The 20,772-nt window shown below is 75.7% G+C and carries 24 protein-coding genes and 3 tRNA genes; 14 read left to right on the plus strand and 13 right to left on the minus strand.

Annotated features, from left to right (window positions below; genetic code table 11):
* Positions 1 to 54: 54 nt before the first annotated feature.
* The 3 genes from BDZ31_RS18300 to BDZ31_RS18310 all read right to left on the minus strand — a co-directional run bounded on the left by BDZ31_RS18300 (position 55) and on the right by BDZ31_RS18310 (position 2,052).
* The gene (locus tag BDZ31_RS18300; protein ID WP_183343804.1) at positions 55 to 405 is read right to left on the minus strand and encodes an MmcQ/YjbR family DNA-binding protein; all 351 of its coding nucleotides are present in this window, start codon (positions 403 to 405) and stop codon (positions 55 to 57) included.
* Between the two features lie 73 nt (positions 406 to 478).
* Positions 479 to 1,207: an N-acetylmuramoyl-L-alanine amidase gene (locus tag BDZ31_RS18305; RefSeq protein WP_183343805.1), complete on the minus strand. Its 729-nt coding sequence runs from the start codon at positions 1,205 to 1,207 to the stop codon at positions 479 to 481.
* Positions 1,208 to 1,317: 110 nt separating this feature from the next.
* Positions 1,318 to 2,052, minus strand: coding sequence for a PadR family transcriptional regulator (locus BDZ31_RS18310; RefSeq protein ID WP_183343806.1), 735 nt, complete (start codon positions 2,050 to 2,052; stop codon positions 1,318 to 1,320).
* Between the two features lie 187 nt (positions 2,053 to 2,239).
* Here BDZ31_RS18310 and BDZ31_RS18315 point away from each other — a divergent pair, with 187 nt between their 5' ends.
* The 4 genes from BDZ31_RS18315 to BDZ31_RS18330 all read left to right on the plus strand — a co-directional run bounded on the left by BDZ31_RS18315 (position 2,240) and on the right by BDZ31_RS18330 (position 3,331).
* On the plus strand, positions 2,240 to 2,452 hold the full coding sequence (locus BDZ31_RS18315; RefSeq protein WP_183343807.1) for a hypothetical protein: 213 nt from the start codon (positions 2,240 to 2,242) through the stop codon (positions 2,450 to 2,452).
* Positions 2,453 to 2,728: 276 nt separating this feature from the next.
* Positions 2,729 to 2,971, plus strand: a complete 243-nt coding sequence (locus BDZ31_RS18320) for a helix-turn-helix transcriptional regulator (RefSeq protein ID WP_183343808.1) — start codon at positions 2,729 to 2,731, stop codon at positions 2,969 to 2,971.
* Positions 2,972 to 3,002: 31 nt separating this feature from the next.
* Positions 3,003 to 3,251 carry a helix-turn-helix domain-containing protein gene (locus BDZ31_RS18325; protein ID WP_183343810.1) on the plus strand — a complete coding sequence of 83 codons (249 nt, stop codon included), beginning with the start codon at positions 3,003 to 3,005 and terminating at the stop codon, positions 3,249 to 3,251.
* 9 nt (positions 3,252 to 3,260) lie between these two features.
* Positions 3,261 to 3,331, plus strand: a tRNA-Trp gene (locus BDZ31_RS18330).
* A gap of 156 nt (positions 3,332 to 3,487) precedes the next feature.
* Here the strand turns inward: BDZ31_RS18330 and BDZ31_RS18335 are convergent.
* Positions 3,488 to 3,826 carry an ArsR/SmtB family transcription factor gene (locus tag BDZ31_RS18335; RefSeq protein WP_183343812.1) on the minus strand — a complete coding sequence of 113 codons (339 nt, stop codon included), beginning with the start codon at positions 3,824 to 3,826 and terminating at the stop codon, positions 3,488 to 3,490.
* A 78-nt stretch (positions 3,827 to 3,904) separates the two neighbouring features.
* A tRNA-Leu gene (locus BDZ31_RS18340) sits at positions 3,905 to 3,991 on the minus strand.
* A gap of 47 nt (positions 3,992 to 4,038) precedes the next feature.
* On the opposite strand from BDZ31_RS18340, the gene BDZ31_RS18345 reads away from it, so the two are divergent.
* Positions 4,039 to 4,593 carry a hypothetical protein gene (locus BDZ31_RS18345; protein WP_183343814.1) on the plus strand — a complete coding sequence of 185 codons (555 nt, stop codon included), beginning with the start codon at positions 4,039 to 4,041 and terminating at the stop codon, positions 4,591 to 4,593.
* Positions 4,594 to 4,597: 4 nt separating this feature from the next.
* Here the strand turns inward: BDZ31_RS18345 and BDZ31_RS18350 are convergent, their stop codons facing one another.
* Complete coding sequence (locus BDZ31_RS18350) at positions 4,598 to 5,545, minus strand: quinone oxidoreductase family protein (protein WP_183343816.1); 948 nt, start codon at positions 5,543 to 5,545, stop codon at positions 4,598 to 4,600.
* A 160-nt stretch (positions 5,546 to 5,705) separates the two neighbouring features.
* On the opposite strand from BDZ31_RS18350, the gene BDZ31_RS18355 reads away from it, so the two are divergent.
* On the plus strand, positions 5,706 to 7,103 hold the full coding sequence (locus BDZ31_RS18355; RefSeq protein WP_183343818.1) for an aldehyde dehydrogenase family protein: 1,398 nt from the start codon (positions 5,706 to 5,708) through the stop codon (positions 7,101 to 7,103).
* 253 nt (positions 7,104 to 7,356) lie between these two features.
* Here the strand turns inward: BDZ31_RS18355 and BDZ31_RS18360 are convergent, their stop codons facing one another.
* Both BDZ31_RS18360 and BDZ31_RS18365 read right to left on the minus strand, forming a co-directional pair.
* Positions 7,357 to 8,451: a hypothetical protein gene (locus BDZ31_RS18360; protein ID WP_183343820.1), complete on the minus strand. Its 1,095-nt coding sequence runs from the start codon at positions 8,449 to 8,451 to the stop codon at positions 7,357 to 7,359.
* Between the two features lie 166 nt (positions 8,452 to 8,617).
* Positions 8,618 to 8,700: transfer RNA gene (locus BDZ31_RS18365), tRNA-Leu, on the minus strand.
* Between the two features lie 81 nt (positions 8,701 to 8,781).
* On the opposite strand from BDZ31_RS18365, the gene BDZ31_RS18370 reads away from it, so the two are divergent.
* Positions 8,782 to 9,180, plus strand: a complete 399-nt coding sequence (locus tag BDZ31_RS18370; protein ID WP_183343822.1) for a PPOX class F420-dependent oxidoreductase — start codon at positions 8,782 to 8,784, stop codon at positions 9,178 to 9,180.
* Positions 9,181 to 9,198: 18 nt separating this feature from the next.
* On the opposite strand, the gene BDZ31_RS18375 is transcribed toward BDZ31_RS18370, so the two are convergent.
* Complete coding sequence (locus BDZ31_RS18375) at positions 9,199 to 10,008, minus strand: inositol monophosphatase family protein (RefSeq protein WP_221243165.1); 810 nt, start codon at positions 10,006 to 10,008, stop codon at positions 9,199 to 9,201.
* 123 nt (positions 10,009 to 10,131) lie between these two features.
* Here BDZ31_RS18375 and BDZ31_RS18380 point away from each other — a divergent pair, with 123 nt between their 5' ends.
* Positions 10,132 to 11,532, plus strand: a complete 1,401-nt coding sequence (locus tag BDZ31_RS18380) for a hypothetical protein (protein WP_183343826.1) — start codon at positions 10,132 to 10,134, stop codon at positions 11,530 to 11,532.
* Positions 11,533 to 11,592: 60 nt separating this feature from the next.
* Here the strand turns inward: BDZ31_RS18380 and BDZ31_RS18385 are convergent, their stop codons facing one another.
* Together BDZ31_RS18385 and BDZ31_RS18390 are read right to left on the minus strand one after the other, a co-directional pair.
* Complete coding sequence (locus tag BDZ31_RS18385; protein ID WP_183343828.1) at positions 11,593 to 12,171, minus strand: hypothetical protein; 579 nt, start codon at positions 12,169 to 12,171, stop codon at positions 11,593 to 11,595.
* A 213-nt stretch (positions 12,172 to 12,384) separates the two neighbouring features.
* On the minus strand, positions 12,385 to 13,836 hold the full coding sequence (locus tag BDZ31_RS18390) for a hypothetical protein (RefSeq protein WP_183343830.1): 1,452 nt from the start codon (positions 13,834 to 13,836) through the stop codon (positions 12,385 to 12,387).
* Between the two features lie 105 nt (positions 13,837 to 13,941).
* Between BDZ31_RS18390 and BDZ31_RS18395 the strand changes: the two genes are divergently transcribed.
* Complete coding sequence (locus BDZ31_RS18395; protein WP_183343832.1) at positions 13,942 to 14,430, plus strand: DUF1707 SHOCT-like domain-containing protein; 489 nt, start codon at positions 13,942 to 13,944, stop codon at positions 14,428 to 14,430.
* A 10-nt stretch (positions 14,431 to 14,440) separates the two neighbouring features.
* Complete coding sequence (locus BDZ31_RS18400) at positions 14,441 to 15,220, plus strand: enoyl-CoA hydratase/isomerase family protein (protein ID WP_183343834.1); 780 nt, start codon at positions 14,441 to 14,443, stop codon at positions 15,218 to 15,220.
* Between the two features lie 52 nt (positions 15,221 to 15,272).
* Here BDZ31_RS18400 and BDZ31_RS26085 read toward each other — a convergent pair whose 3' ends face one another.
* Positions 15,273 to 16,505, minus strand: a complete 1,233-nt coding sequence (locus BDZ31_RS26085; RefSeq protein WP_183343836.1) for a prolyl oligopeptidase family serine peptidase — start codon at positions 16,503 to 16,505, stop codon at positions 15,273 to 15,275.
* A 73-nt stretch (positions 16,506 to 16,578) separates the two neighbouring features.
* The gene (locus tag BDZ31_RS18410) at positions 16,579 to 17,520 is read right to left on the minus strand and encodes a hydroxymethylglutaryl-CoA lyase (protein WP_183343838.1); all 942 of its coding nucleotides are present in this window, start codon (positions 17,518 to 17,520) and stop codon (positions 16,579 to 16,581) included.
* A gap of 90 nt (positions 17,521 to 17,610) precedes the next feature.
* Between BDZ31_RS18410 and npdG the strand changes: the two genes are divergently transcribed.
* From npdG to cofE, 4 genes are read left to right on the plus strand one after another with little or no spacing between them, the layout of a single operon-like run.
* Entirely contained in the window at positions 17,611 to 18,297 is a 687-nt protein-coding gene (npdG, locus tag BDZ31_RS18415; RefSeq protein ID WP_183343840.1) for an NADPH-dependent F420 reductase, read from the plus strand.
* Positions 18,288 to 19,244, plus strand: a complete 957-nt coding sequence (gene cofD / locus BDZ31_RS18420) for a 2-phospho-L-lactate transferase (protein ID WP_183343842.1) — start codon at positions 18,288 to 18,290, stop codon at positions 19,242 to 19,244. The genes npdG and cofD overlap by 10 nt, the downstream gene beginning before the upstream one ends.
* Before the next feature lie 37 nt (positions 19,245 to 19,281).
* Positions 19,282 to 19,953, plus strand: a complete 672-nt coding sequence (gene cofC, locus BDZ31_RS18425; RefSeq protein ID WP_183343844.1) for a 2-phospho-L-lactate guanylyltransferase — start codon at positions 19,282 to 19,284, stop codon at positions 19,951 to 19,953.
* A gap of 6 nt (positions 19,954 to 19,959) precedes the next feature.
* On the plus strand, positions 19,960 to 20,724 hold the full coding sequence (gene cofE, locus BDZ31_RS18430) for a coenzyme F420-0:L-glutamate ligase (RefSeq protein WP_183343846.1): 765 nt from the start codon (positions 19,960 to 19,962) through the stop codon (positions 20,722 to 20,724).
* Positions 20,725 to 20,772 lie beyond the last annotated feature (48 nt).

A 20,772-nucleotide genomic window follows, 5' to 3' on the forward strand; every position in this document is an offset into this window, starting at 1 on the left:
CGCGGGAGGTGTGCGGCAGGGCCGCCGCGGGAGGCGCGCGGCGGAGCGCGCCGCTCAGGCGCCGCGCGCGTCCCCGCCGAGCGCGTCGGCGAGTCGTCTCGGCGCGCGCCATCGCCACGCCTCGGCGAGCAGCTCGCGCAGCTCCTCCGGATCCGCGCCGGCGAGCTGCACGATCGTCCAGCCCTGCCTTCCCCACGCCCCGGCCGCGGGCGCGTAGGTCGCGGGCGCCGTCGCGACGACCGCCGCCTGCTCGGCGGCGTCGAGCCGCAGCGACATCTCGCCCGGTCTCGGGAAGCCGGCGAAGATCTTGCCGCCGACGCGGAAGTCGGCATGTCCCATGTGGCCGCCCTCAGTCGCCTCCGGCAGCGCGAGCGCGAAGGAGCGGGCGTCGTCCTCGGTCACCATCGGGCCATCTTCGCGCGTGCGGCGGCCGGCGGCTTGGACGGATGGGAAGCGGGCGCCCGAGCGCGGTCGGCCCTCAGCAGCCGGCGTCGCGCACGAGCGCCCGGTATCTGCGCATCGCCGAGCGCTGGAAGTCGCCGTGGGTCTGTCTGCGCAACGCCGCGACCCGCTCTCTGTGGAAGCGCGAGGAGAGGCTCTCGGCATGGCCGATCACGTCACGGACGGCGATCCCGTAGCGGCAGCGCAGCCAGCGCGTCAGCCGGATCGACGCGCGCAGCTGCGCCGCGTTGCCGAGCACCTCGGCGTCGCTGCGGCCGACGTGCTCGATCCCGATCGCGGCCCAGTTGAGCCCGACGGTGTGGCGGCAGAGGAAGGTCACCGGCGTCAGCTGCACGATCCGCCCGTTGCGGGCGACGACGAACTGGGCGCAGGTTCCGGGCCGCTCGCGCAGCTCCGGGTCGGCGACGTTCGGCGCGAAGGTGTTCCAGGTCGCGTCGACCGAGTCGTTGACCGTGTAGTGGACGACGATCGCGTGCGGCTCGACGGTCGTCGTCGCGCGCCCGTAGTGGCGCTTGGCGTACGCGGCCGTGTCGCGCCGACGCTGCGCCGTCAGCGGGATGAACCGTCTCGTGATCGCCGGCCGCGGGACGGCGGCCGGGCCTCTCCCGGTCGGCTTCGGTCTCGCCGGAGACGGTCTGCCGGACTCCGGCGCGGGAGCCTGCGCCGTGTGAGCGGCGGGCGCGGGCGGCGCGGGCGTCGGCCACGCCGCCGCCAGCGCGGCCAGCAGCGGGGCGAGCGTCAGCACCGCCCCACCCTATCGCCCGCCGCGCCGCCGGACGCGGCGCCGGGCGCGGCGGAGCGACCTCTGTCATCCAACCGTCGCTGAGCGACGGCCGGACGACAGAGGTCCGGACGCTACGCCTGCTCCTCGCCGTCGTCCTCGCGCCCGTCGTCGCCGTCGGCGAGCAGGCGGTAGAGGTCGCGGCGGGTGCCGGCGAGGATCCGCTGCGCCTCCTTGCGCTGGGCCTCGCTGCCGGTCTGCAGGACCTGCATCAGCGCCATCGCGGTCTCGCGCGCCGTCTGCATCAGCGCGACGGCGTCGTCGGAGACTTCGCCGGCCATCTGATCCCACGGCGCCGGCTGGTCGTCGCCGCGGTCGGCGACGAACTGCCGGCCGGCGTCGGTCAGCTCGTAGAGCTTGCGCCCGTCCTGCTCGCCGGAGCGGATCAGGCCCTCGTCCTCGAGCTGCTGCAGCGCCGGGTAGACCGAGCCGGGGCTCGGCCGCCACGCGCCGCCGGAGCGCTGCTCCAGCTCCTGCATGATCTGGTACCCGTTGCGCGGCTCCTCGGCGAGCAGCAGCAGCGCCGCGGTGCGGACGTCGCCGCGCCGGGCGCGACCGCCGCGCCGGCCCCAGGGCCCGCCGCGGCCGGGTCCGCCCCAGCCGCCCGGCCCGAACGGGAAGCCGCCGCGCGCGAACTCGTGCAGCCCGCGCCCCGGCCCGCCGTGGCCGCCGTGGCGACCTTCGCCGGGACCGCGCCCGCCGGCCATCGCGCGCCACAGCTCCGCGATGTCGAAGCCGCCGCGATGGCAGCCGTGTCGGTGGTGTCGGTGTCCGCCGCCCTGCGCGGCGTAGTCGGCCATGCGATGCATGCCGATCTCCCTTGTTCGACCTTTCGTGATGTATCGACGATATATCGAGATACTCGGTTTGTGAAGGGGCCGCGGCCAGACAGGTCCGCACGCGGACGCGCGCCGACCGGCCCGAAGACAGCGAGCGCACCGACGCGTGGCGCCGCTCTCCGGTTCGCACGCGAATCGGCGCGAAGGAGCGACGTCGATGACCGCAACCCATCGCGCGCCGTCGCGTTATGACGACCAGATGCCGACGTCGCAGCAGCCAACGCCGCCGCCGAAGCCCGACGCCGAAGCGGCCCGCCGCGCGGCCCAGCTCCACCACGCGATGAGCAAGGCGCCGGTCGGGTCGAAGGAGCGCCGCTTCCTGCGCCGCGCCGCCGAGCGGGCGCGAGCACGGGCACGGGCCGGCGAGTAGACGCACGAACGCCCCGCCGCTCGCGCGCCGGGGCGTTCGATGCCCCTGCCGCCGGGGGGTGCCGGCTTACGGGGATGCCGGACAGGCTCGCGTGCCGAGCGTCGTGCGCGCAGAGGGGGAAAGAGCGCGCAGTTCGGCCGCACCGCTGCCCGTGGCATCGCCGACTATACCCAAGAAAACCGTCTACAGGTGGAGATTTACCGCCGGTAGATGGTGGTTCACCGCCTATCGCGGGTGGTGTCGGGCTCCCCGGTGAAGGAGGTTTCACCGATCGCGATGCCCGACGCCTCTCCACAGCTCAGCGCGTTCGCCAGAACGCTGAGACGCCACCGTCGCCAGCTCGACCTCTCGCAGGAGGCGCTGGCGGCGATGTCGGGCGTCAGCGCGAAGCACATCGGCGAGATCGAGCGGGCCAACAAGGACCCGAGCATCACGACCGCGCTGCGCCTGCTCGGCGGGCTCGACGCGCCGCTCGGCGAGTTCTTCACGAGGGTCGACCTCCACCTTCAGGAGGAGTGACACGGCGAGCCAGCTATGCGAACATACGTTCGTGTCGCCGCGCAAGACTCCTCCCCATCCGCTCGCCCGCACGATCCGCCAGCTGCGGCGCGAGCGCGAGCTGTCGCAGGAGGCGCTCGCCAACGCCGCCGGCATCCATCCCAAGCACCTGAGCGAGATCGAGCGCGGCAACAAGGACCCGCGCGCGACGACCGTCGCCCGTCTCGCCGAGGCGCTCGGCGTCTCCGTCGGCGATCTCTACGGACGGAGCGACGAGCGGGGCGCCGACCACCTACAATGAGCCGCCCGCGGGGGACTGGTGTATCGGTAACACGGCGGTCTCCAAAACCGCAACGCGAGGTTCGACTCCTCGGTCCCCCGCCTTCTCGACGCCCCGGTAGCCCGCCGGGGCGTCGCGCGTTCCGCGTGCGCGCCCCCCGAGCGGGCGCGGGAACGCGACTGCACGCGACGGCGCGGCGGGCAGCGGGCGCGCCGGTCAGGCGCCGCGCGGTGCGGCGCGGTGAGCCGCGACGCGGCTCAGGCCGGAACCGGCGCGTCGGGCGCCTGGGACGGCGTCGCGGCGGCGTTCAGCACCGCCGTCAGCAGGCCGGGGAAGCGCGTCTCGAGGTCGTCGCGCCGCAGCGACAGCAGGCGGCGCTTGCCGTCGATGCGGGTCGCGGTGATGCCGGCCTCGCGCAGGACGCGGAAGTGGTGGGAGGCGGTCGCCTTGCTGACACCGAGGTCGAAGGAGCCGCACGGCCGCTCGCCGCCGCACGCCAGCTCGCGGACGACCGCGAGCCGCGCGTCGTCGCTGAGCGCGTGCATCACCGCGGTCAGCTCGATCGTCTCGACGGCGGGGTGGTCCGGAGGGCCCATCGCTCTCCATTCTATGCCGCCCGCCCGGGCGCTCGCACACGTTGGCGGACCGGCCGCCGGGAGCGCGCCCGGCGCGGATGCGGGCGGAGGGATTCGAACCCCCAAGGCCTCTACCTGGCCAACCGGCTCCTAAGGCCGGCGTGTCTACCGTTTCACCACGCCCGCGGGGAAGTGCGTCACGCGACCGCGCAGGATTGTAGGGTCCCTTCGGGATGGAGGACGGCTACGTCATCGACCGGCCGAATCGCGCGAAGACCTCTTCGAGAACGACACGCGCGATCGTCGTGCTGCTGCTGCTCGTCTCCGCGGGCCTGATGTCGCTGGTCATCTTCGGCGGCTGGGGCGGCCTGCAGGGCAGCAAGCTCAACCAGGTCGTCTACCTCGGCCTGTACCTCCTGATGGCCTACCTCGTCGCGAGATGGAACCGCGGCGTGCTGCCGGTCGCCGCGGCGCTGGCGATCATCCTGCTGATCTTCGCCGCGATCTCCGGGCCGGAATGGCTCGAGCGCGACAAGACCGGCTTCGCCACGCCCGAGCTGATCTTCGGCGGCGACGGCCTCGAGTCGTCGGTGATCGCGATGCTCACCTTCCTGCTGATCCCGGTCCAGGTGCTGCTGATCGCCTTCGCAGCACAGGGCTTCCGCCAGGACTGGCACGTCGAGGTCGAGGTGCCCAAGAGCCGCGCCCAGTGGTCGGGCGCCGCCCCGCGCAGAGTCTCGACGCGCCCCGGCGCCCGCCGCGGCACGACGACCGGCGCGAGCCGCTGAGCGGCTACGGCACCAGTACGAGCTTCGTGCCGCCGGTGCCGGCGCGCTGGCGCTCCCACGCGCGCTCGACCTCCGACAGCGGCAGCCGCTCGACGTCGACCGTCAGCCTTCCGGCGAGCGCGTGCTCGCACAGCGCGGCGTAGGCGGCCGCCTTCTCCTCGGGCGGCACGAGGAAGTTCGTGTGGCCGCGGATCTCGGCGAGCTTCCCGCGGATCGCCGCCGACGGGATCGACGCCAGCGGGCCGGCCGACTGGCCGATCTGGATCAGCCGACCGCCGGGGCCGAGCGCGCCGAGCGCCGCTGCGGCCGGCTCGCCCCACAGCGGGTCGATCACGACGTCGACGCTGCCGCCCGCAGCGGCGCGGAAGGCGTCGGTCAGGTCCTCTCCGGCGACCTCGCCGTCGAAGCGGACGGTCGCGTCGGCGCCGAGCTCCGCGGCGCGCGCCAGCGCCTCGGCGTCGCGGCCCGCGGCGACGACGCGGCCGGCCCCGAGCAGCTTCGCGCCCTGCACCGCGATCCGGCCGAGGACGCCGGTCGCGCCGAGCACGAGCACCGTCTCCCCCGGCTCGACGCGCGCCCGCCAGCTGAGCGGCAGCCATGCCGCCAGCCCGGCGATCCCGAGCGTGACGGCGACGCCGTCGTCGAGCCGGTCGGGCACGGGCAGCAGCCCGGACTCGAGCACCGCGGCGCGCTCGGCCATCGAGCCGAACGGGTGGACGGGCTGGTCGAACCAGACACGGCGGCCGTCGGCCAGCCGCCCGACGCCCTCGCCGCCGGCGACGAACGGCACTCTCGCTCTGCCGGCGTAGAAGGTCCCAGCCGCCTTGCTGACGTCGACCGGGTTGACGCCCGCGGCGGCGACCTCGACGACCACCTCGCCGGCGCTCGCGACCGGCTCCGGGAAGTCGCGCAGGCGCGGCGTTCCGTATTCCTCGACGACGGCGGCTCGCATGGCGCGCGACGATATCAGCGGCTCCGCTCCGCCCCGGGCCGCGCGCCGGCCCCGGGCGGTCAGCCGCAGCGGCGCCGCGCGGGGGGCCGGCTTCGCCGCGATGGCCAGAGTTCGCGCCCGCGCGCCCGATCGCGGCCGCGCGCCCGGTAGCGTGGCCGCCATGCTGACCCTGCACGATCCCGCCGACGTCCGCCAGATCGCCGCGACGTACGAGACGCACACCCCTGCCGACGTGACGGCCGCCTGCGAGCGCGCGGCCGGCGGCGCCGAGCTGTGGGGGCGCACCCCCGGGCCGCGGCGCGCGGCGGTGCTGCACGCCGCCGCCGCGCTGCTGGAGCAGCGCGCCGACGCGATCGCCGCCGACATCACCCGCGAGGAGGGCAAGCTCGTCGCCGACGCGCGCGCGGAGACGCTGCGCGCCGCGGCCGTGCTGCGCTTCCACGCCGGCGAGGCCGAGCGGACGCACGGCGAGGCCGGCGACGCCGGCGATCCCGGCACGCTCGCCTACACGCGCCGGCGGCCGCTCGGGGTCGTCGCGCTCGTGACGCCGTGGAACTTCCCGATCGCGATCCCCGCGTGGAAGCTGGCGCCGGCGCTCGCGGCCGGCAACGCGGTCGTGCTGAAGCCGTCGACGCGCGCGCCGGGCGGTGCGCTGGCGCTCGTCGCCGCGCTGCGCGACGCGGGGCTGCCGGAGGGCGTCGTCGAGGTCGTGATCGGCGGCGCCGACGTCGGCACCACGCTCGCCGACGACGCGCGCGTCGCGGCGCTGTCGTTCACCGGCTCCAACGCCGTCGGCGACGCGGTGCGCGAGCGGGTGCAGGCGCGCGGCGCGCGCTTCCAGGGCGAGCTCGGCGGCAACAACCCGCTGGTCGTGCTGGCCGACGCCGATCCCGCGCGGGCGGCGGCGATCGCGGTCTCGGGCGCCTTCGGCGCCGCCGGGCAGAAGTGCACGGCGACGCGGCGGGTGATCGTCGAGCAGCGCCTCTACGAGCCGCTGCTGGCCGCGATGGTCGCCGAGGTCGACAGGCTCAAGACCGGGCCGGGGCTCGACGCCGCCTCGCACGTCCCGCCGCTGGTCGACAAGGAGGCCCAGAGCGAGGTGCTGGAGGCGATCGAGCAGGCGCTCGGCGCCGGCGCCGAGGCGGTCGCGGGCGGTCGCGCGCCCGACGGCGAGCTGCAGCACGGCGCCTTCGTGCTGCCGACCGTGCTGGCGCAGGCCGGCCCCGGCATGACGGTGGTCGACGACGAAGTCTTCGGCCCGGTCTGCGCGGTGCTGCCGGTCGGCGGGGTCGACGAGGCGATCGAGCAGGCGAACGCGACGCCGTACGGGCTGTCGGCGTCGATCGTCACCAACGACCTCCGCGGCGCCTTCCGCTTCGTCGAGCGGATCGATGCCGGCATGGTCCACGTCAACCGCCCCACCCCGGGCGCCGACCCGCACATGCCGTTCGGCGGCGTGAAGGGCTCCGCCGGCTCCGGCTACCGCGAGCAGGGCAGAGCGGCGCTGGAGTTCTTCAGCCAGAGCCAGACCGTCTACGTGCAGCACGACCTGCCGTGAGCGCCGCCAGCGCCAGCAGGACGGCCGACAGCGCCCAGGCGGTCGCGTACGAGCCGTGCTGGACGATGAAGCCGACCGCCGCCGGGCCGGCGATGTTGCCGAGGAAGACGACCGACAGGACGTAGCCGGAGGCGACGCCGGGCGCGTCGCGGCGGAGGTGGACGGCGGCGCGGTTGAGCAGGCCCGGCTGCTGCCGCTCGGGCTCGAGGTCGTCGCCTTCGGCCCGACGGTCGCCGGCCTCGGCGGAGGTCGGCTAGTCGCGGATGTCGAAGTAGCCGTCGCCGCCGAGCACGACGCCCTCGCCGGGCGCCTGCAGCGTGCCGTCGTCGTTGAGGTACAACCCGACGGTCTCGATCCGCTCTCTCCCGTCCGCGAAGGCGAAGCGGAGGGTGCGGTCGGCTCGGATCTCGTAGGTGCCCTTGCTGTCGGGCGGGACGACCGCCCAGTCGACGACCGGCCCGGAGCCCGAGGAGACCGAGTCGCGGACGAAGTTGCCGTCCGGCATGAAGGTGATGTTCTCGGTGTAGTAGCTGCAGAACAGCGGGCAGACGCCGGTGGAGTTCGAGTAGGTGAGCCGCGTGTCCCAGCGGGCGCCGGCCGACGGGAAGCCGAACTCGCGGTAGCTGTCGCCGTCGAGCTCCAGTCTCCGCCCCGCAAGCGTCGCCGGCTTGCCGTCGATCGTCAGCTGCCCGCTGGCGGCGTCGTAGCTGTACGACTTGCAGGTCTCGCTGACCGCGGTGCAGGTCGGCCACGCGCTCCCGGTCTCGGCCACGTGGACGAGGTTCGGCCCCGTGAACCAGAGCGTGTTCTGCTCGATCCCCGAGAGCGTGTAGCGCGAGCCCCAGAAGTACCGCCCCTCGAGCGTGTTCGGATTCGCCGGCGGCGTCGGCTTCGACGGCTCTCTCGGCGTGGCGCGGGCCGGAGCGCCGAACGACAGGCGGCCCTTCGCGACCGTCCGGCCGCCGCCCCGCGTCACCTTGACGGTCAGCGTGCCGCGCGCGGGCCCGCCGCGCGCGCGCCGCAGGCTCACGCCGACCCGCACCCGCTTGCGAGCCTTCAGCGCCGGCAGCCTGCGGGCCGGCTTCCCGCGCTTGGCGCCGGCGAGCGTGACCTGCACCCCCTTGCGCGCCGTCACCGCCAATGTCAGCCCGCTGACCGGGCGCTTGCCGGTGTTCGTGACCGTGATCGTCGTCCGCGCGGGCTTGGTCGTCAACGGCTTCTTGACCGCTCTCGCCACCACGCGCACCGGCGACGCGGCGCCCGCTATCGCCGGCGAGGCGGCGAATCCGCCGATCGCGCTTGCGACCAGCAACGGGACGAGGGGAAGCTTCAGGTCACGGGCTCTCACGGTCTCGATCTCCTGCGAGGGAACGGCGGCCGCGCGCCAACGTATCACTCGATCTGGCGCCGGCGACCGCGAGCGCCGCGCCCGCCGACCCGCCAGCGATCCGGTGGCGAGGATGACGCGGGTCGAGCGCGCCTCGCCACCTCGGAGGCCCGCGGCAGGTCGTACATACGGCGGGTGGGACTCGAACCCACACGGGCTTGCGCCCAGCGGCTTTTGAGGCCGCCGCGTCTACCATTCCGCCACCGCCGCGTGGGGGAAGATGCGAGTCTACGCGGCGCGGGCATATCGGCGTGGAGAACCCGCACTCGAACGACGCGAGAGGAGCCGACGATGGCGCAGCTGGAAGGACGCAGCCGCGAGCTGCTGGAGGAGCCGAACTTCTGTTACGTCGCGACGTTGCGCAGAGACGGCACGCCGCACGTCGCGCCGGTCTGGGTCGACGTCGAGGGCGACACGGTCGTGCTCAACAGCGCCAAGGGCCGCGTCTGGCCGGCCAACCTCAGACGCGACCCGCGCGTGACGCTGACGATCGCAAACCGCGAGAACCAGTACGAGTACGTGTCGATCCGCGGGCGCCTCGCCGAGGAGACGACCGACGGCGCCGACGCGCACATCGACGCGATGGCGAAGAAGTACCTCGGCCAGGACGAGTACCCGTTCCGCCAGCCCGGCGAGGAGCGGATCATCGTGCGGATCGAGCCCGAGCGGGTCAACTACCGCGGCGGCTGAGCGGCGCGGCGTGGCCGGTTACGCGGTGACGAGGCCGTGCAGCTCGTCGAGCAGCTGCGGCGGCGCGACGACGCGGCCGGAGGGCAGGCCGTCGCGCTCGGCCAGCTCCCGCACCGCCAACCCGGCGCGCTCGCAGATCAGCACGCCGGCGGCATAGTCCCACGGGTTGATGCCGCGCTCGTAGTAGGCGTCGAGGCGGCCGGCGGCGGCGTAGGCGAGGTCGAGCGCCGCGCTCCCGCCCCGGCGCAGATCGCGGACGCGCGCGATCAGCGAGGCGACGACCTCGGCCTGACGGGCGCGCACGTCGCGGTCGTACGCGAAGCCGGTGCCGACGAGCGCGAAGTCGAGCCGCTCCTTCGCGGCCGGTCGCAGCTCCCTGCCGTCGAGCAGCGCCGGCCCGGTGCGGGTCGCGCTGAACTCCTCGCCGCGCAGCGGGTCCCAGACGACGCCGACGAGCGTCCCGTCGCCGTCCTCCGCGGCGATGCTGACGCACCACTGCGGATACTCGAACAGGTAGTTGACGGTGCCGTCGAGCGGGTCGACGACCCACCGTATGCCGCTCTCCCCCGTCGCCGCCGTCTCGCCGCCCTCCTCGCCGAGGATCGCGTCGCCGGGACGGCGCTCGGCCAGCAGGGCGCGGATCGCGCGCTCGGCGTTGAGGTCGGCTTCGCTGACGAGGTCGGTGTCGGTCGACTTCGTGCGCACGCCCGGGGCGTCGCCGTAGTAGCCGAGCAGGACCTCTGCCGAGGCGCGCGCCGCGGCGCGCGCGACGTCGAGCAGCTCGGCTTCGAGGGCGGGGATGGCGGATGCGTCTGCGGAGGAGGTCACCAGGCAAGCGTAGGACGCCGCGCATGCCGGCCGTCGTGCGGCGCCGGCGGTCGGTGCCGCGGCGAAGGGCCGATCGGTCGTTCCGGCTCGGCGGGAGGCGGCGGTTGGCATCATCGCTCGCCGATGGAGGACGAGCCGATCCCGCTTCCCGGCAGCGACGCCGAGCGGCGCGCCCACCTGCGGCTGGCCGAGCGGCTGCGCGACGGCGGGCGCGCGGTCGCCGTCGAGACCTGCTGGGTCCGGCCGCGCTGGGAGCTCGCCCACGCGCTCCATGCCGGGCTCGGCGCCGCCGCCAGCGTCGTCGCGGTCGGCGCGCCGGCGGTCGGGCTCGGCCTGGCGCTGTTCGCGCTGCTGTCGCTCCTGCTCGACCTCTCCGGCCGCCTCTTCCTGCTGCGCCGCCTGACGCCGGAGCGGGCGACGCAGACCGTCGTCGCGCCCGACCCGCGCGGGCCGGGAGCGCCCGGCTCCGCCGTCGCCAGCCCGTCCGCAGCCGCGCTCGACGCGCCCGCGGCCGGAACCGCGCCCGGCTCCGCCGTCGCCAGCCCGTCCGCCGCGCGTGCCGCGCTCGACGCGCCCGCGGCCGGAACCGCGCCCGGCGCGGCGGCCGACGCGCGGTCGTCGCGCGTCCGGCTCCTCCTCACCGCCCACGTCGACGCGCCGCGCGGCGGGCTGCGGCACCGGTTGGCGCGGCTGCGCGTGGGGCCGCCGTTCCTGTGGGTCGCGGTCGCGCTGCTGGCGGTCGCGGCGTGCGCGGCGGCGCGGCTCGCGGGCGACGGCGGCGAGACGGCGGTCGGGCTCGTCCAGCTCGCGCCCACGCTGGTGTTGCTGGCGGCCGTCGGGCTGCTGGTCGACTCCGCGCTCGCCACCCCGCTGCCGCCCGACCGCCGCCCGGCTGACGCGCTGATCGCCGCCGTCGGGGCGCTCGACGCCGCGCCGCCGCGCAACGTCGCGGTCGACGTCGTGATCGCCGGCGCCGGCGAGGGTCAGGCCGTCGGCTTCCTCGCCCACCTGCGACGGCGCCTCGCCCACGCAGGCGCCGACGCCCCGGCGCCCACGAGCCGCCGCGCGCTCGCCCGCCTCGGAGGCCGTGCGGGAACGGGCGCAGGCGCCGACGACAGGGCGCCCTCAGGGGGCCGGGCGCTCGCCCGCCTCGGCGGTCGCGCGGGAGCGGGCGCGCGACGGGTCCGTGCCGCGCGGGCGGGCGAGCGGCGCGCCGAGCGCGAGGCGATCGCCGTCGTCGAGCTGACCGCGACCGACGGGCCGCCGCGCTGGCTCATGAGCGACGCGGCGCTGCTGCCGCTCGCCTACCACCCACGCCTGGTCTCGCTCGCCGCGGCGGCCGCGAACGAGGAGCGGGCGCTCGGCCCCGGACCGGCGCGCGGCGGCCGCGTCGTCGGGGCAGCGCTGCGCGCTCGCCAGCGGCGGCTGCCGGCGATCCGGCTCGCGGCGCCCGACGAGACGTCGGCCGTCGCGCTCCTCCTGACGTTCGTCGAGCTGCTCGACGCCCAGCTCGAGCGGGGGTGAGTGGTGGTCTGTGTCCTCCATACGGGACACAGACCGCCACTGATCCCGCGACGGGCCGGTTCAACCGAGCGTCGGCATCAGCGCCGACGCCGGCGCGGCGGCGAGGCCGCGCGCTCTGGCGAGCCGCTCCAGCATCACGGCGGTGTCCGCGAAGGCGACGCCGGTCAGGTGCCGGTCACGCCGTTCGAAGTCGGCGACGATCGCGCGCACCGCGGCCGCGTAGCCGTCGGCGTCGTCCCGCGCGAGCGCGTCAATCGCGTCGGCGGTGCGGTTGAAGGCCGGGTCCTCGGTCCGCATGCCGGCGGCGGCGCGACGGGCCGTGTCGTCGTCGCCCTGGATCAGCGCGGCGATCGCGAGCGCGTACCAGCCGGGCGGGGAGTCGCAGGCGTCGCCGAGCGCGCTGCGCACGTACGCCGCCTCCTCGCCGCCGTGCCCGGCCAGCACCGCGGCCTTCGCCATCCCGACCAACCGGCCGAACGAGCGCGGCGGCGCCGCCTCCCACGAGGCGCGATAGAGACCGGCGGCAGCGGCGAACCGCTCGCGCGAGACGGCCGCGTCGCCGCGCAGCAGCGCCTGCTGCGCGCTCGCCTCGTGCCGGATCGCCTCCTGCAGCAGCGCTCTGTGGTCGGGCTCGGCCACGTCGGGCACCGTATACCCGCCGCGCGACGCGCCGCAAGTCGAGCGCCGGCGATCACCGCCGCGACCAGCGGCCGCTCGCTCGCGACGCGTCGCAAGCCAGCGCCGGCGGTGTCCGGGCACCGGTCGCGGCGGCCGCCGCGACGACGCCGTCCACTCGGCAGCGGCGGCCCGAGCGGAGCCGACGGGAGCCGGCCGCGCCGCCACGGCCGCGGCTCAGGCGTCGTCGTCGCCGGCGCTCGGCGGCCGGCGGTGGGGCTTGGTCGGCTGCTCGCCGGGATCGGCGCGGGCCCACAGCGACCCCCTCGCCGGCGGCTCCGGCTCGGGCCGCGCGGCCGGCTCGGCCGGCTCGGCCGGCGGCGACGCGGCCGGCGGCTCCGGCGAGCGGTCGGGCGCGGCCGCGCCATTCGGCGGCTGCTCCGGCCCGGGAGCGGGAGCCGGCGGCCGATCCCACGCCGGCGCCGAACCAGGCGGCGACGCGGCCCCCGGGCGATCCGGCGCGGACGCGGCGCCCGACGCATGCTCCGGCCCAGACGCGGCGCCCGGCGCCTGCTCCGGCGCGGACGCGGATCGCGGCGCCTGCTCCGGCCCGGACGCGGCAGCCGGCGGCGACTCGGCCGGCGGATCCGCGGCGGGCGGCGACGCCGACGGAGGCGGCGACGGCGGGGACGCCGGGGTCACGGGGACGACCGGCGCCGGGTCGGCCCTGCCGGGCTCGGGCGGGAGCGGCTCGCGCGGGCGGAGGCCGGCGGCGATCATGGCGCCGCCGACGAGCAGCAGGATCATCGGCCAGAACCAGAGGCTGGCGCCGCCCTCGCCCGGCTGCCCAACGAGCACGACGAAGACGAGCAGGTTGAGGACGCCGAGCCAGCCGGGCCCCGGCTGTCTGTCGACGCCGGCGTAGGCGACGAGGCCGAGGCCGCCGGCGAGGATCACCAGCTTCCACCACGCGCCCGGCCCGTCGAAGAGGCCGCGCACGAGGCCGTCGCTCCGCTCGAAGACGGCGAAGCCGAACAGCAGCGAGCCGACGTAGGTGAGCCCGATCGCCAGCACCGCGAAGCCGGCCGCGTCGATCAGGTAGACCGACTCGGTCCGATGGCGGTCGCGCAGCAGCAGCGCGCCGACGAGCAGCCCGAGCGCGACGAACAGCAGCACCCAGCGCGACGTCGCCGGACCGTCGGGCGAGAAGACCCACGAGACGAACGACAGCAGCGCGAACGTCCCGGCGACCGCCGCGACCAGCGTGCAGATCGCGCTGCGGCGCTCGCGCGCCAGCCACGCCGCCGCGCAGGCGACGACCGCGAGCATCCAGAAGCTCGCCCCGGCCGAGTCGAGCGGCTCGTCGACGCCGAGCACCTGGGCCAGCCGCAGCAGCGCGACGAACAGCAGGACGAGGCCGCACAGCTGCAGCACGACCTGGTAGGAGCGCGGCTGCTCGCGCTCCAGCGGAGCCAGCACGCCCATCGCGAGCACGAGCGCGCACGCCAGACCGGTCAGGACGAGGAAGATCCCCGTCCCCCACGAGGCGTCGAGCCGGACGTTGACCAGCAGCAGCGCGACCGTCAGCGGGACGGCCCCGGCGCCGATCAGGTCGCCGCGGTGGGGATGGGGTCGCAGCAGCTCGGCGAGCGCGCGGGCGCGCGCCTGCAGGTCGGTCGTCTCGGCCATGTCGGCCAGCCTACCCGCGTCGGCGGCGCGCTCCCGCGGGCTGCCGGGGCGCCGTCGGCCGACCGCTCGCGTCCGGCGCCCGTGCGCCGTACCATCGGCTGCACGATGCTCCCCGACGATCCGACGCTCCGCGCCTCCGACGCCGAACGGGAACGCGCCGCCGACGCGCTGCGCGACCACTGCGCCGTCGGCCGCATCACGCCGGAGGAGCTCGACGAGCGCACCGACGCCGTCTACGCCGCCAGAACGGTCAGCGAGCTGCGAGCGCTGCTGAGCGACCTGCCGCCGCTGCCGGCGGCGCCCCCGCGCCCGGGCCACGACCCGCGGCGCGAACGGGCGAAGCGCCGCGCGCTCCACCGCGCCGGCTCCTGGGCGCTGCTGTCGCTCGCGATGGTCGCGATCTGGCTGGCGACCGGCGCCTCCGGGCACTTCTGGCCGATCTGGGTGATGCTCGGCGCCGGTATCCGCGTCGGGATGGTGACGTGGTCGGAGCTCGGCCCCGCCGCCGCCGCGCGCCGCCCCATCGGCCAGGGCAGCGCCGCGCCTCCGCTGCCGCCGGGCGAAGAGGCGCGGGAGCGGCACGGGCGCAGGTAGCCTGCGCCGCATGGCACTCGTCGAGACCGAGGACCGCGGCGCGGTCCGCCACGTGATCCTCAACCGCCCCGAGAAGCGCAACGCGATGCACGGCGAGCTGGTGCTCGCGATCGGCGCGGCGCTGAAGGAGGCGGCCAACGACACCGCCGTGCGCGTCGTCGTGGTGCGCGGCGCCGGCGCGATGTTCTCCTCCGGGATGGACTTCGGCGCGCTCGGCGCGGTCGCGCAGACGCCCGAGCACCTGCGCGCCTTCCGCAAGGAGTGCATCGACGCCTGGAACCTCGCCGAGGAGATGACCAAGCCGGTGATCGCGCAGATCCACGGCGGCTGCATCGGCGGCGCCGTCGAGCTGGCGATCGCGGCCGACTTCCGCGTGATCGCCGCCGACGCGATCATCGGGATGCCGGAGACGCGCGTCGGGCTGATCCCCGACGTCGGCGGCTCCTCGCGCCTGCCGGCGCTCGTCGGCCTCGGCCGCGCGAAGGAGCTGATCATGACCGGCAAGCTGATCGACGCCAAGGAGGCCGAGCGGATCGGCCTCGTGACGCGGGTCGCGCCGGCCGACCAGCTCGACGCGGCGACGCAGCAGCTGGTCGACGAGCTGCTCGCCTGCGCGCCGATCGCGGTCGGGCTCGCCAAGCGCGTGCTCGACGGCGTCGCGAAGCCGGCGCTGGCGCTGTCGCTGGAGCAGGAGGTCGCCGCCCAGCAGCTGTGCGCGCAGTCGGCCGACTTCGCCGAGGGCGCGAAGGCGCTCTCCGAGAAGCGCCAGCCGCAGTTCAGCGGCCGCTGAGGCGCCCGCGGGCGGCGGTCGGCCGCCGCCCGCCGCGACCGGTCGACGCCGGTCAGACGCCCGCCGTGTCCCGACCGCCCACCCCGAGCTTCCGCTCGAGCCAGCCGAACAGGCGCGCGTCGCGGACCGCGCCGCCCATCGGCTCGCAGTGGCGCGCCGCGCCCTCCTCAGCGGTGAAGCGGACCAGCTCCTTCTCCCCCGGCAGCCGGTCGTAGAGCTGCTGCGACTGGCCCGGCCAGAACTGCTCGTCCTCGGGATCGCAGATCAGCATCGGCGTGTCGATCTGGGCGACCTCCTCGCCGAGTCTGTAGCGCAGCACCTGCGCGTAGAGGTCGTAGCGGGAGTCGCCCTCGACCGCGTACGGCTCGCCGCGGAACGCGAACAGCGCCCGCGTCGAGGCGGAGAGCTTCTCGGCGATGCGCATGTTGCGGTCGAACTTCTCGCGCTCGCCATCCGCGATCTCCTTGCGCATCGACTTCGGCAGCGGGTCGGTCCACGAGGTCGAGACGTCGACGACGCCCGGGTCGGCGACGGCGGCGGCGAAGCGGTGCTCGAAGGCGAGCGCGCGCGGGACCCAGTAGCCGGCCTGGCTGATCCCGATCACGGCGACCTTCGCCGCGTCGACGTCGTCGCGCGCGACGAGCGCGTCGAGCACCGGCGTGAGGACGGCCTCCCAGTCGGGCCGGAACGGGATCCCCTGGTCGAACAGCGTCGACTGCTGCCCGGGCCCCTCGAAGGTCATCCAGTGCCAGCCCCGCTCGGCGGCGGCCGCCCCGCCCTGCACCCACATCTGCGAGCTGGCGCCGTCGCTGCCGTTGTTGACGACCACCAGCGGCCGCGGCTCGCCCGGCGCCGCGTCGGGCGCGCGGAAGAACCAGCCCGGCAGCGTCGTGCCCTCGTACGGGATCGCGAGCCGCTCGCCCGGCACCGGCGAGAGGTCGACGATCTTCTCCCAGCAGCCGAGCTGCAGCCCGCGCAGCTCGCCGCGCCGGTCGCGCTGCCTGCTGTTCGCGATCGTGTAGAGCGCGGTCGCGTAGTAGGTCGCCGCGCGGCGGAAGTGGGCGAGCGCCGCGACGCGCGAGCCGCCGGCCTCGGCCGCCTCCGCCTCGCCGCGAACCCGGTCGGCGAGCGCGCTCCACTCGCGCACCCAGGCGTCGGCGTCGCCGTCCTTGATGCGCGCGGCGGTCGTCACCACCTCCCCCGCGTCGGCCGCCTGCCGGTAGACCGACCCGAGCGCGATCTCGAAGCCGAACTGGAAGTCGTCGTCCTTGAACTGGCGATGCACGGGCCGCTCCTCACGATCTCGGCTGGATCTCCGACCGGCGACGATAGCCGCCGACGCACCGGATGGCGAGCGATCAGCCGGCGCCGCGCGTTCTCCACTCGACCGGGCCGGCGGTCGCGACGTGCGAGCCGAGCGCGCGGCCGAGCACGTCGCGCGCCATCCCGGTCGCGACGATCAGCGCCGGCAGGTCGACGCCGGTCGCGATCCCCATCTCCTCCAGCATCGAGACGACGTCCTCGGTCGCGATGTTGCCGGTCGCAGGGTGGGCGGGACCCGATTCCGGGCAGCCGCCCAGCTCGCCGAAGCTCGACTCGAACGAGTCGACGCCCGCGTAGAGCGCCGCGAGCACGTTGGCCAGGCCCTGGCCGCGCGTGTTGTGGAAGTGGGCGGTCAGCTCGATTTCCGCGCCGAGCATGTCGCGCCAGTACGGGAACAGCGCGCCGACCTGCTTGGGGTTGGCCATCCCGGTCGTGTCGCCGAAGCCGACCTCGTCGCAGCCGGCGTCGCGCAGCTCGCGCGCGATCTCGGCGACCCGCTCGGGCGCGACGAAGCCCTCGAACGGGCAGCCGAACGCGGTCGAGATCACGCCCTCGCAGCGCAGCCCGGCCTCGCGCGCGCGTGCGAGGACCCGCCGCAACCCGTCGAGCGACTCGGCGACCGAGCGGTTGACGTTGCGGCGGTTGTGGGTCTCCGACGCCGACAGGAAGACGCTCACCTCGTGGAAGCGGTCGCGGTGCTCGAGCGCGCGGTCGAGGCCGCGCTCGTTGGGGACGAGCACGCTCAGCGAGACGTCGGGCGGCACGTCGATCGCCTCCAGCACGGCGGCCGCGTCGGCGAGCTGGGGGATCACGTCGGGGCGGACGAAGCTCGTCACCTCGATCCGTCCCAGCCCGCTGCGGCCGAGCTGGTCGATCAGCCGCACCTTATCGAAGGTGTCGATCGTCTCGGGCTCGTTCTGGAACCCGTCGCGCGGCCCGACCTCCCGGATCCGCACCCGCTGCGGCAGCTCGGCCATGGTGCGAGTCTAGCCCGGCCCGGCGGACGCCGAACGCCCCCGCGGGCACGACGGGCCGGCGTCGCGGAGGCGCTCATATACTCGCTCGCCATGCCCTCCCCCATCAGCATCATCGGCGCGACCGGCGATCTCGGCTTCGGCCTCGCGGTCCGTCTCGCGCAGGCCGGCGTGCCGGTCGTGATCGGCTCCCGCGACGGCGCGCGCGCCGAGGAGGCCGCGGAACGCGCTCGCGGCGTCGTGGCGGGCGGCGACGTGCGCGGCCTCGCCAATCCCGACGCGGCCGCCGCGAGCGACCTGGTCGTGCTGAGCGTGCCGTTCGCCAGCCAGGCGGCGACGCTGAGATCGCTGAGAGAGGCGCTGAGAGCCGGCACGGTCCTGCTCGACGTGACCGTCCCGCTCGCGACCGCCGTCGGCGGCCGCCCCACCCGCGTGCTGGACGTCTGGCAGGGCTCCGCCGCCCAGCAGGCCCAGGAGCTCGTCCCGGCCGGCGTGACCGTCGTCTCCGGGCTGCACACGGTCGCGGCCAGACACCTCGCCGACCTCGACCACGCCCTCGACGAGGACGCGCTGCTCGCGGGCGACGACAGAGCCGCCAAGGCCCGCGTCGCCGAGCTGGTCGGCCGCATCCCCGGCCTGCGCCCGATCGACGCCGGCCGTCTCGAGATGGCCCGCATCACCGAGCAGCTGACCGCGCTCACGATCGGCATCAACATCCGCCACAGAGCGACGGCCGGCCTCAAGATCAGCGGCCTGCCGAACGGCAGCGCATGGGGCTGAGCGGCCCCGTCGTCGCGCTCGCCGGAGGGACCGGCGGCGCGAAGCTCGCCGCCGGGCTGGCGGCGGTGCTGGAGCGCCCCGAGGAGCTGGTCGTCGTCGCCAACACCGGCGACGACGTCGAGCAATACGGCGCGCACGTCTCGCCCGACCCCGACCTCGTCGCCTTCTGGCTCGCCGGGCGGATCGACGCGCGCGGCTGGGGGCTGGAGGGCGACACCTTCCACGTGATGGACGGCCTGCGCGAGCTGGGCGTCGACGTCTGGTTCAACCTCGGCGACCGCGATCTCGCCTACGGGATCGAGCGAGCCCGCCGGCTGGCGGCGGGCGACCGCCTGACGGAGGCGATCGCCGACCTGACGCGCGCGCTCGGGATCCGCTCGCGCGTGCTGCCGATGAGCGACGAGCCGGTCCGCACCTTCGTCCGCGCCCGCGGCGTCGAGCGGCCGTTCCAGGAGTTCATGATCGTCGGCAGAGCGGCCGGCCCCGTCGAGGGGCTGGAGTTCCGCGGCGCGGCCCAGGCGCGCCCGACCGCCGAGGTGCTGGAGGCGGTGGCGAGCGCGCGCGCGATCGTGATCGGCCCCTCCAACCCGCTGCTGTCGATCGGGCCGATCCTCGCGCTGCCCGGCATGCGCGAGGCGCTGCGCGACAGCACCGCGCCGGTCGTCGCCGTCAGCCCGATCGTCGGCGGCCAGGTCGTCAAGGGCCCGACCGCCGCGTTCATGGAATGGGCCGGCCAGCCGCTGTCGGCCAGCGGGGTCGCCGCGCTGTACGGCGAGGTGCTCGACGGGATCGTCGCCGACGAGCCGCTCGACCCCGCGATCTCCCCGTCAGAGCTGGCATTCCATCGTGCCGAGCTGTTGATGGCCGACGCCGCCGGACGGGCCGCGCTGGCCCGTGAGACGCTCGCCTTCGCGGCCTCCCTCGGCGACCGCGCGCGGCACCGCTGATTGGTCGATTGGCCCGAAGGGTTACCGTTCTCGGCCGATGTCCACCTTTGCGATCCTGCCGGTGAAGCGTTTCGAGGAGGCCAAGGGCCGCCTGGACCCCGGGCTGGCCGCCGGTCCGCGCCGCGCCCTCGCCGAAGCCATGTACGTCGACGTACTGACCGCGCTGCGGCGCTCCAGAGGCGTCGACAGAGTCCTCGTGCTCACCGCCGACCCCGGCGCCCAGCGGGTCGCGGAGGGCTACGACGCGATCCCGCTCGACGACCCCGCCGAGAGCGGGCAGAACAGAGCCGTCCTGCGCGGCGTCGCCCATGCCCGCGAGCTGGGCGCGACGCGCGTCCTCTGCATGGCCGGCGACACCCCGATGGTCGACCCCGCCGAGCTCGACACGCTGCTCGGCCGCCCGCGCACCGCCGACCGCTACGTCGTCGTCGTGCCCGACCGCCACGGCAGCGGCACCAACGCGCTGCTGCTGTCGCCGCCCGACGTGCTCGCCCCCAGCTTCGGCGTCGACAGCGCCCACCGCCACCAGGTGCTGGCCGAGGAGGCCGGCGTCGCGGTCGAGGTCGCCGAGGTCGAGTCGCTCGGACTCGACGTCGACACGCCCGAGGACCTGGAGGCGCTGAGAGCGGTCGTCGCCTCCCGCCGCGGCGGCGCCGCCCACACGCGCGGGATGCTCAACCAGCTGATGCGCACCAACGCCGAGCGCTGAGCGTCGGTGCTGTCGATCGCCGCAGTCGAGGGGCTCCCGGAGATCGCCTCCGGCGCCGACCTCGGCGAGCTGATCGCCGCCCGGCCGCCGGCCGGCCTCGGCGGCTTCGCCGACGGCGATGTGCTCGTGGTCGCCCACAAGGCCGTCTCGAAGGCCGAGGGGCGCGTCCGGCGCCTCGACGACGTGGTGCCCGGCGAGCGCGCCGTCGCGCTCGCCGCCGACCACGGCAAGGACCCGCGCCACGTCCAGGTCGTGCTCGACGAGACGCGCGAGCTGCTGCGGGCCGAGCGCGGCGTGCTGATCTGCGTCACCCACCACGGCTTCGTCTGCGCCAACGCCGGCGTCGACGCCTCCAACGCCGCCGCCGGCGGCCCCGACACGCTGATCCTGCTGCCGGCCGACCCCGACGGCTCGGCGCGAGCGCTGCGGGCGCGCCTGCGCGAGCTGACCGGCGCGCGCGTCGGCGTGGTCATCACCGACTCCTTCGGCCGCGCCTGGCGCCACGGCCAGGTCGACGTCGCGATCGGCGTCGCCGGCGTCGCCCCGCTGGAGGACTGGCGCGGCCGCGCCGACAGCGTCGGCCGCGAGCTGCGCGCGACGTGGATCGCGATCGCCGACGAGCTGGCCGCCGCCGCCGACCTCGCGCGCGGCAAGGACTCGCGCCAGCCGGCGGTGGTCGTCCGCGGACTCCCCGGCCGCCATGCGCTCGACGACGACGGCCCCGGCGTGCAGGCGCTCCTGCGCCCCGCCGCCGAGGACCTGTTCCGCTAGCGCCCCTGATCGGGACCTTTGTCATCCAGTGCATGCTGAGCAGGCATT

The sequence above is a fragment of the Conexibacter arvalis genome, from assembly GCF_014199525.1.
GTDB lineage: Bacteria > Actinomycetota > Thermoleophilia > Solirubrobacterales > Solirubrobacteraceae > Conexibacter > Conexibacter arvalis.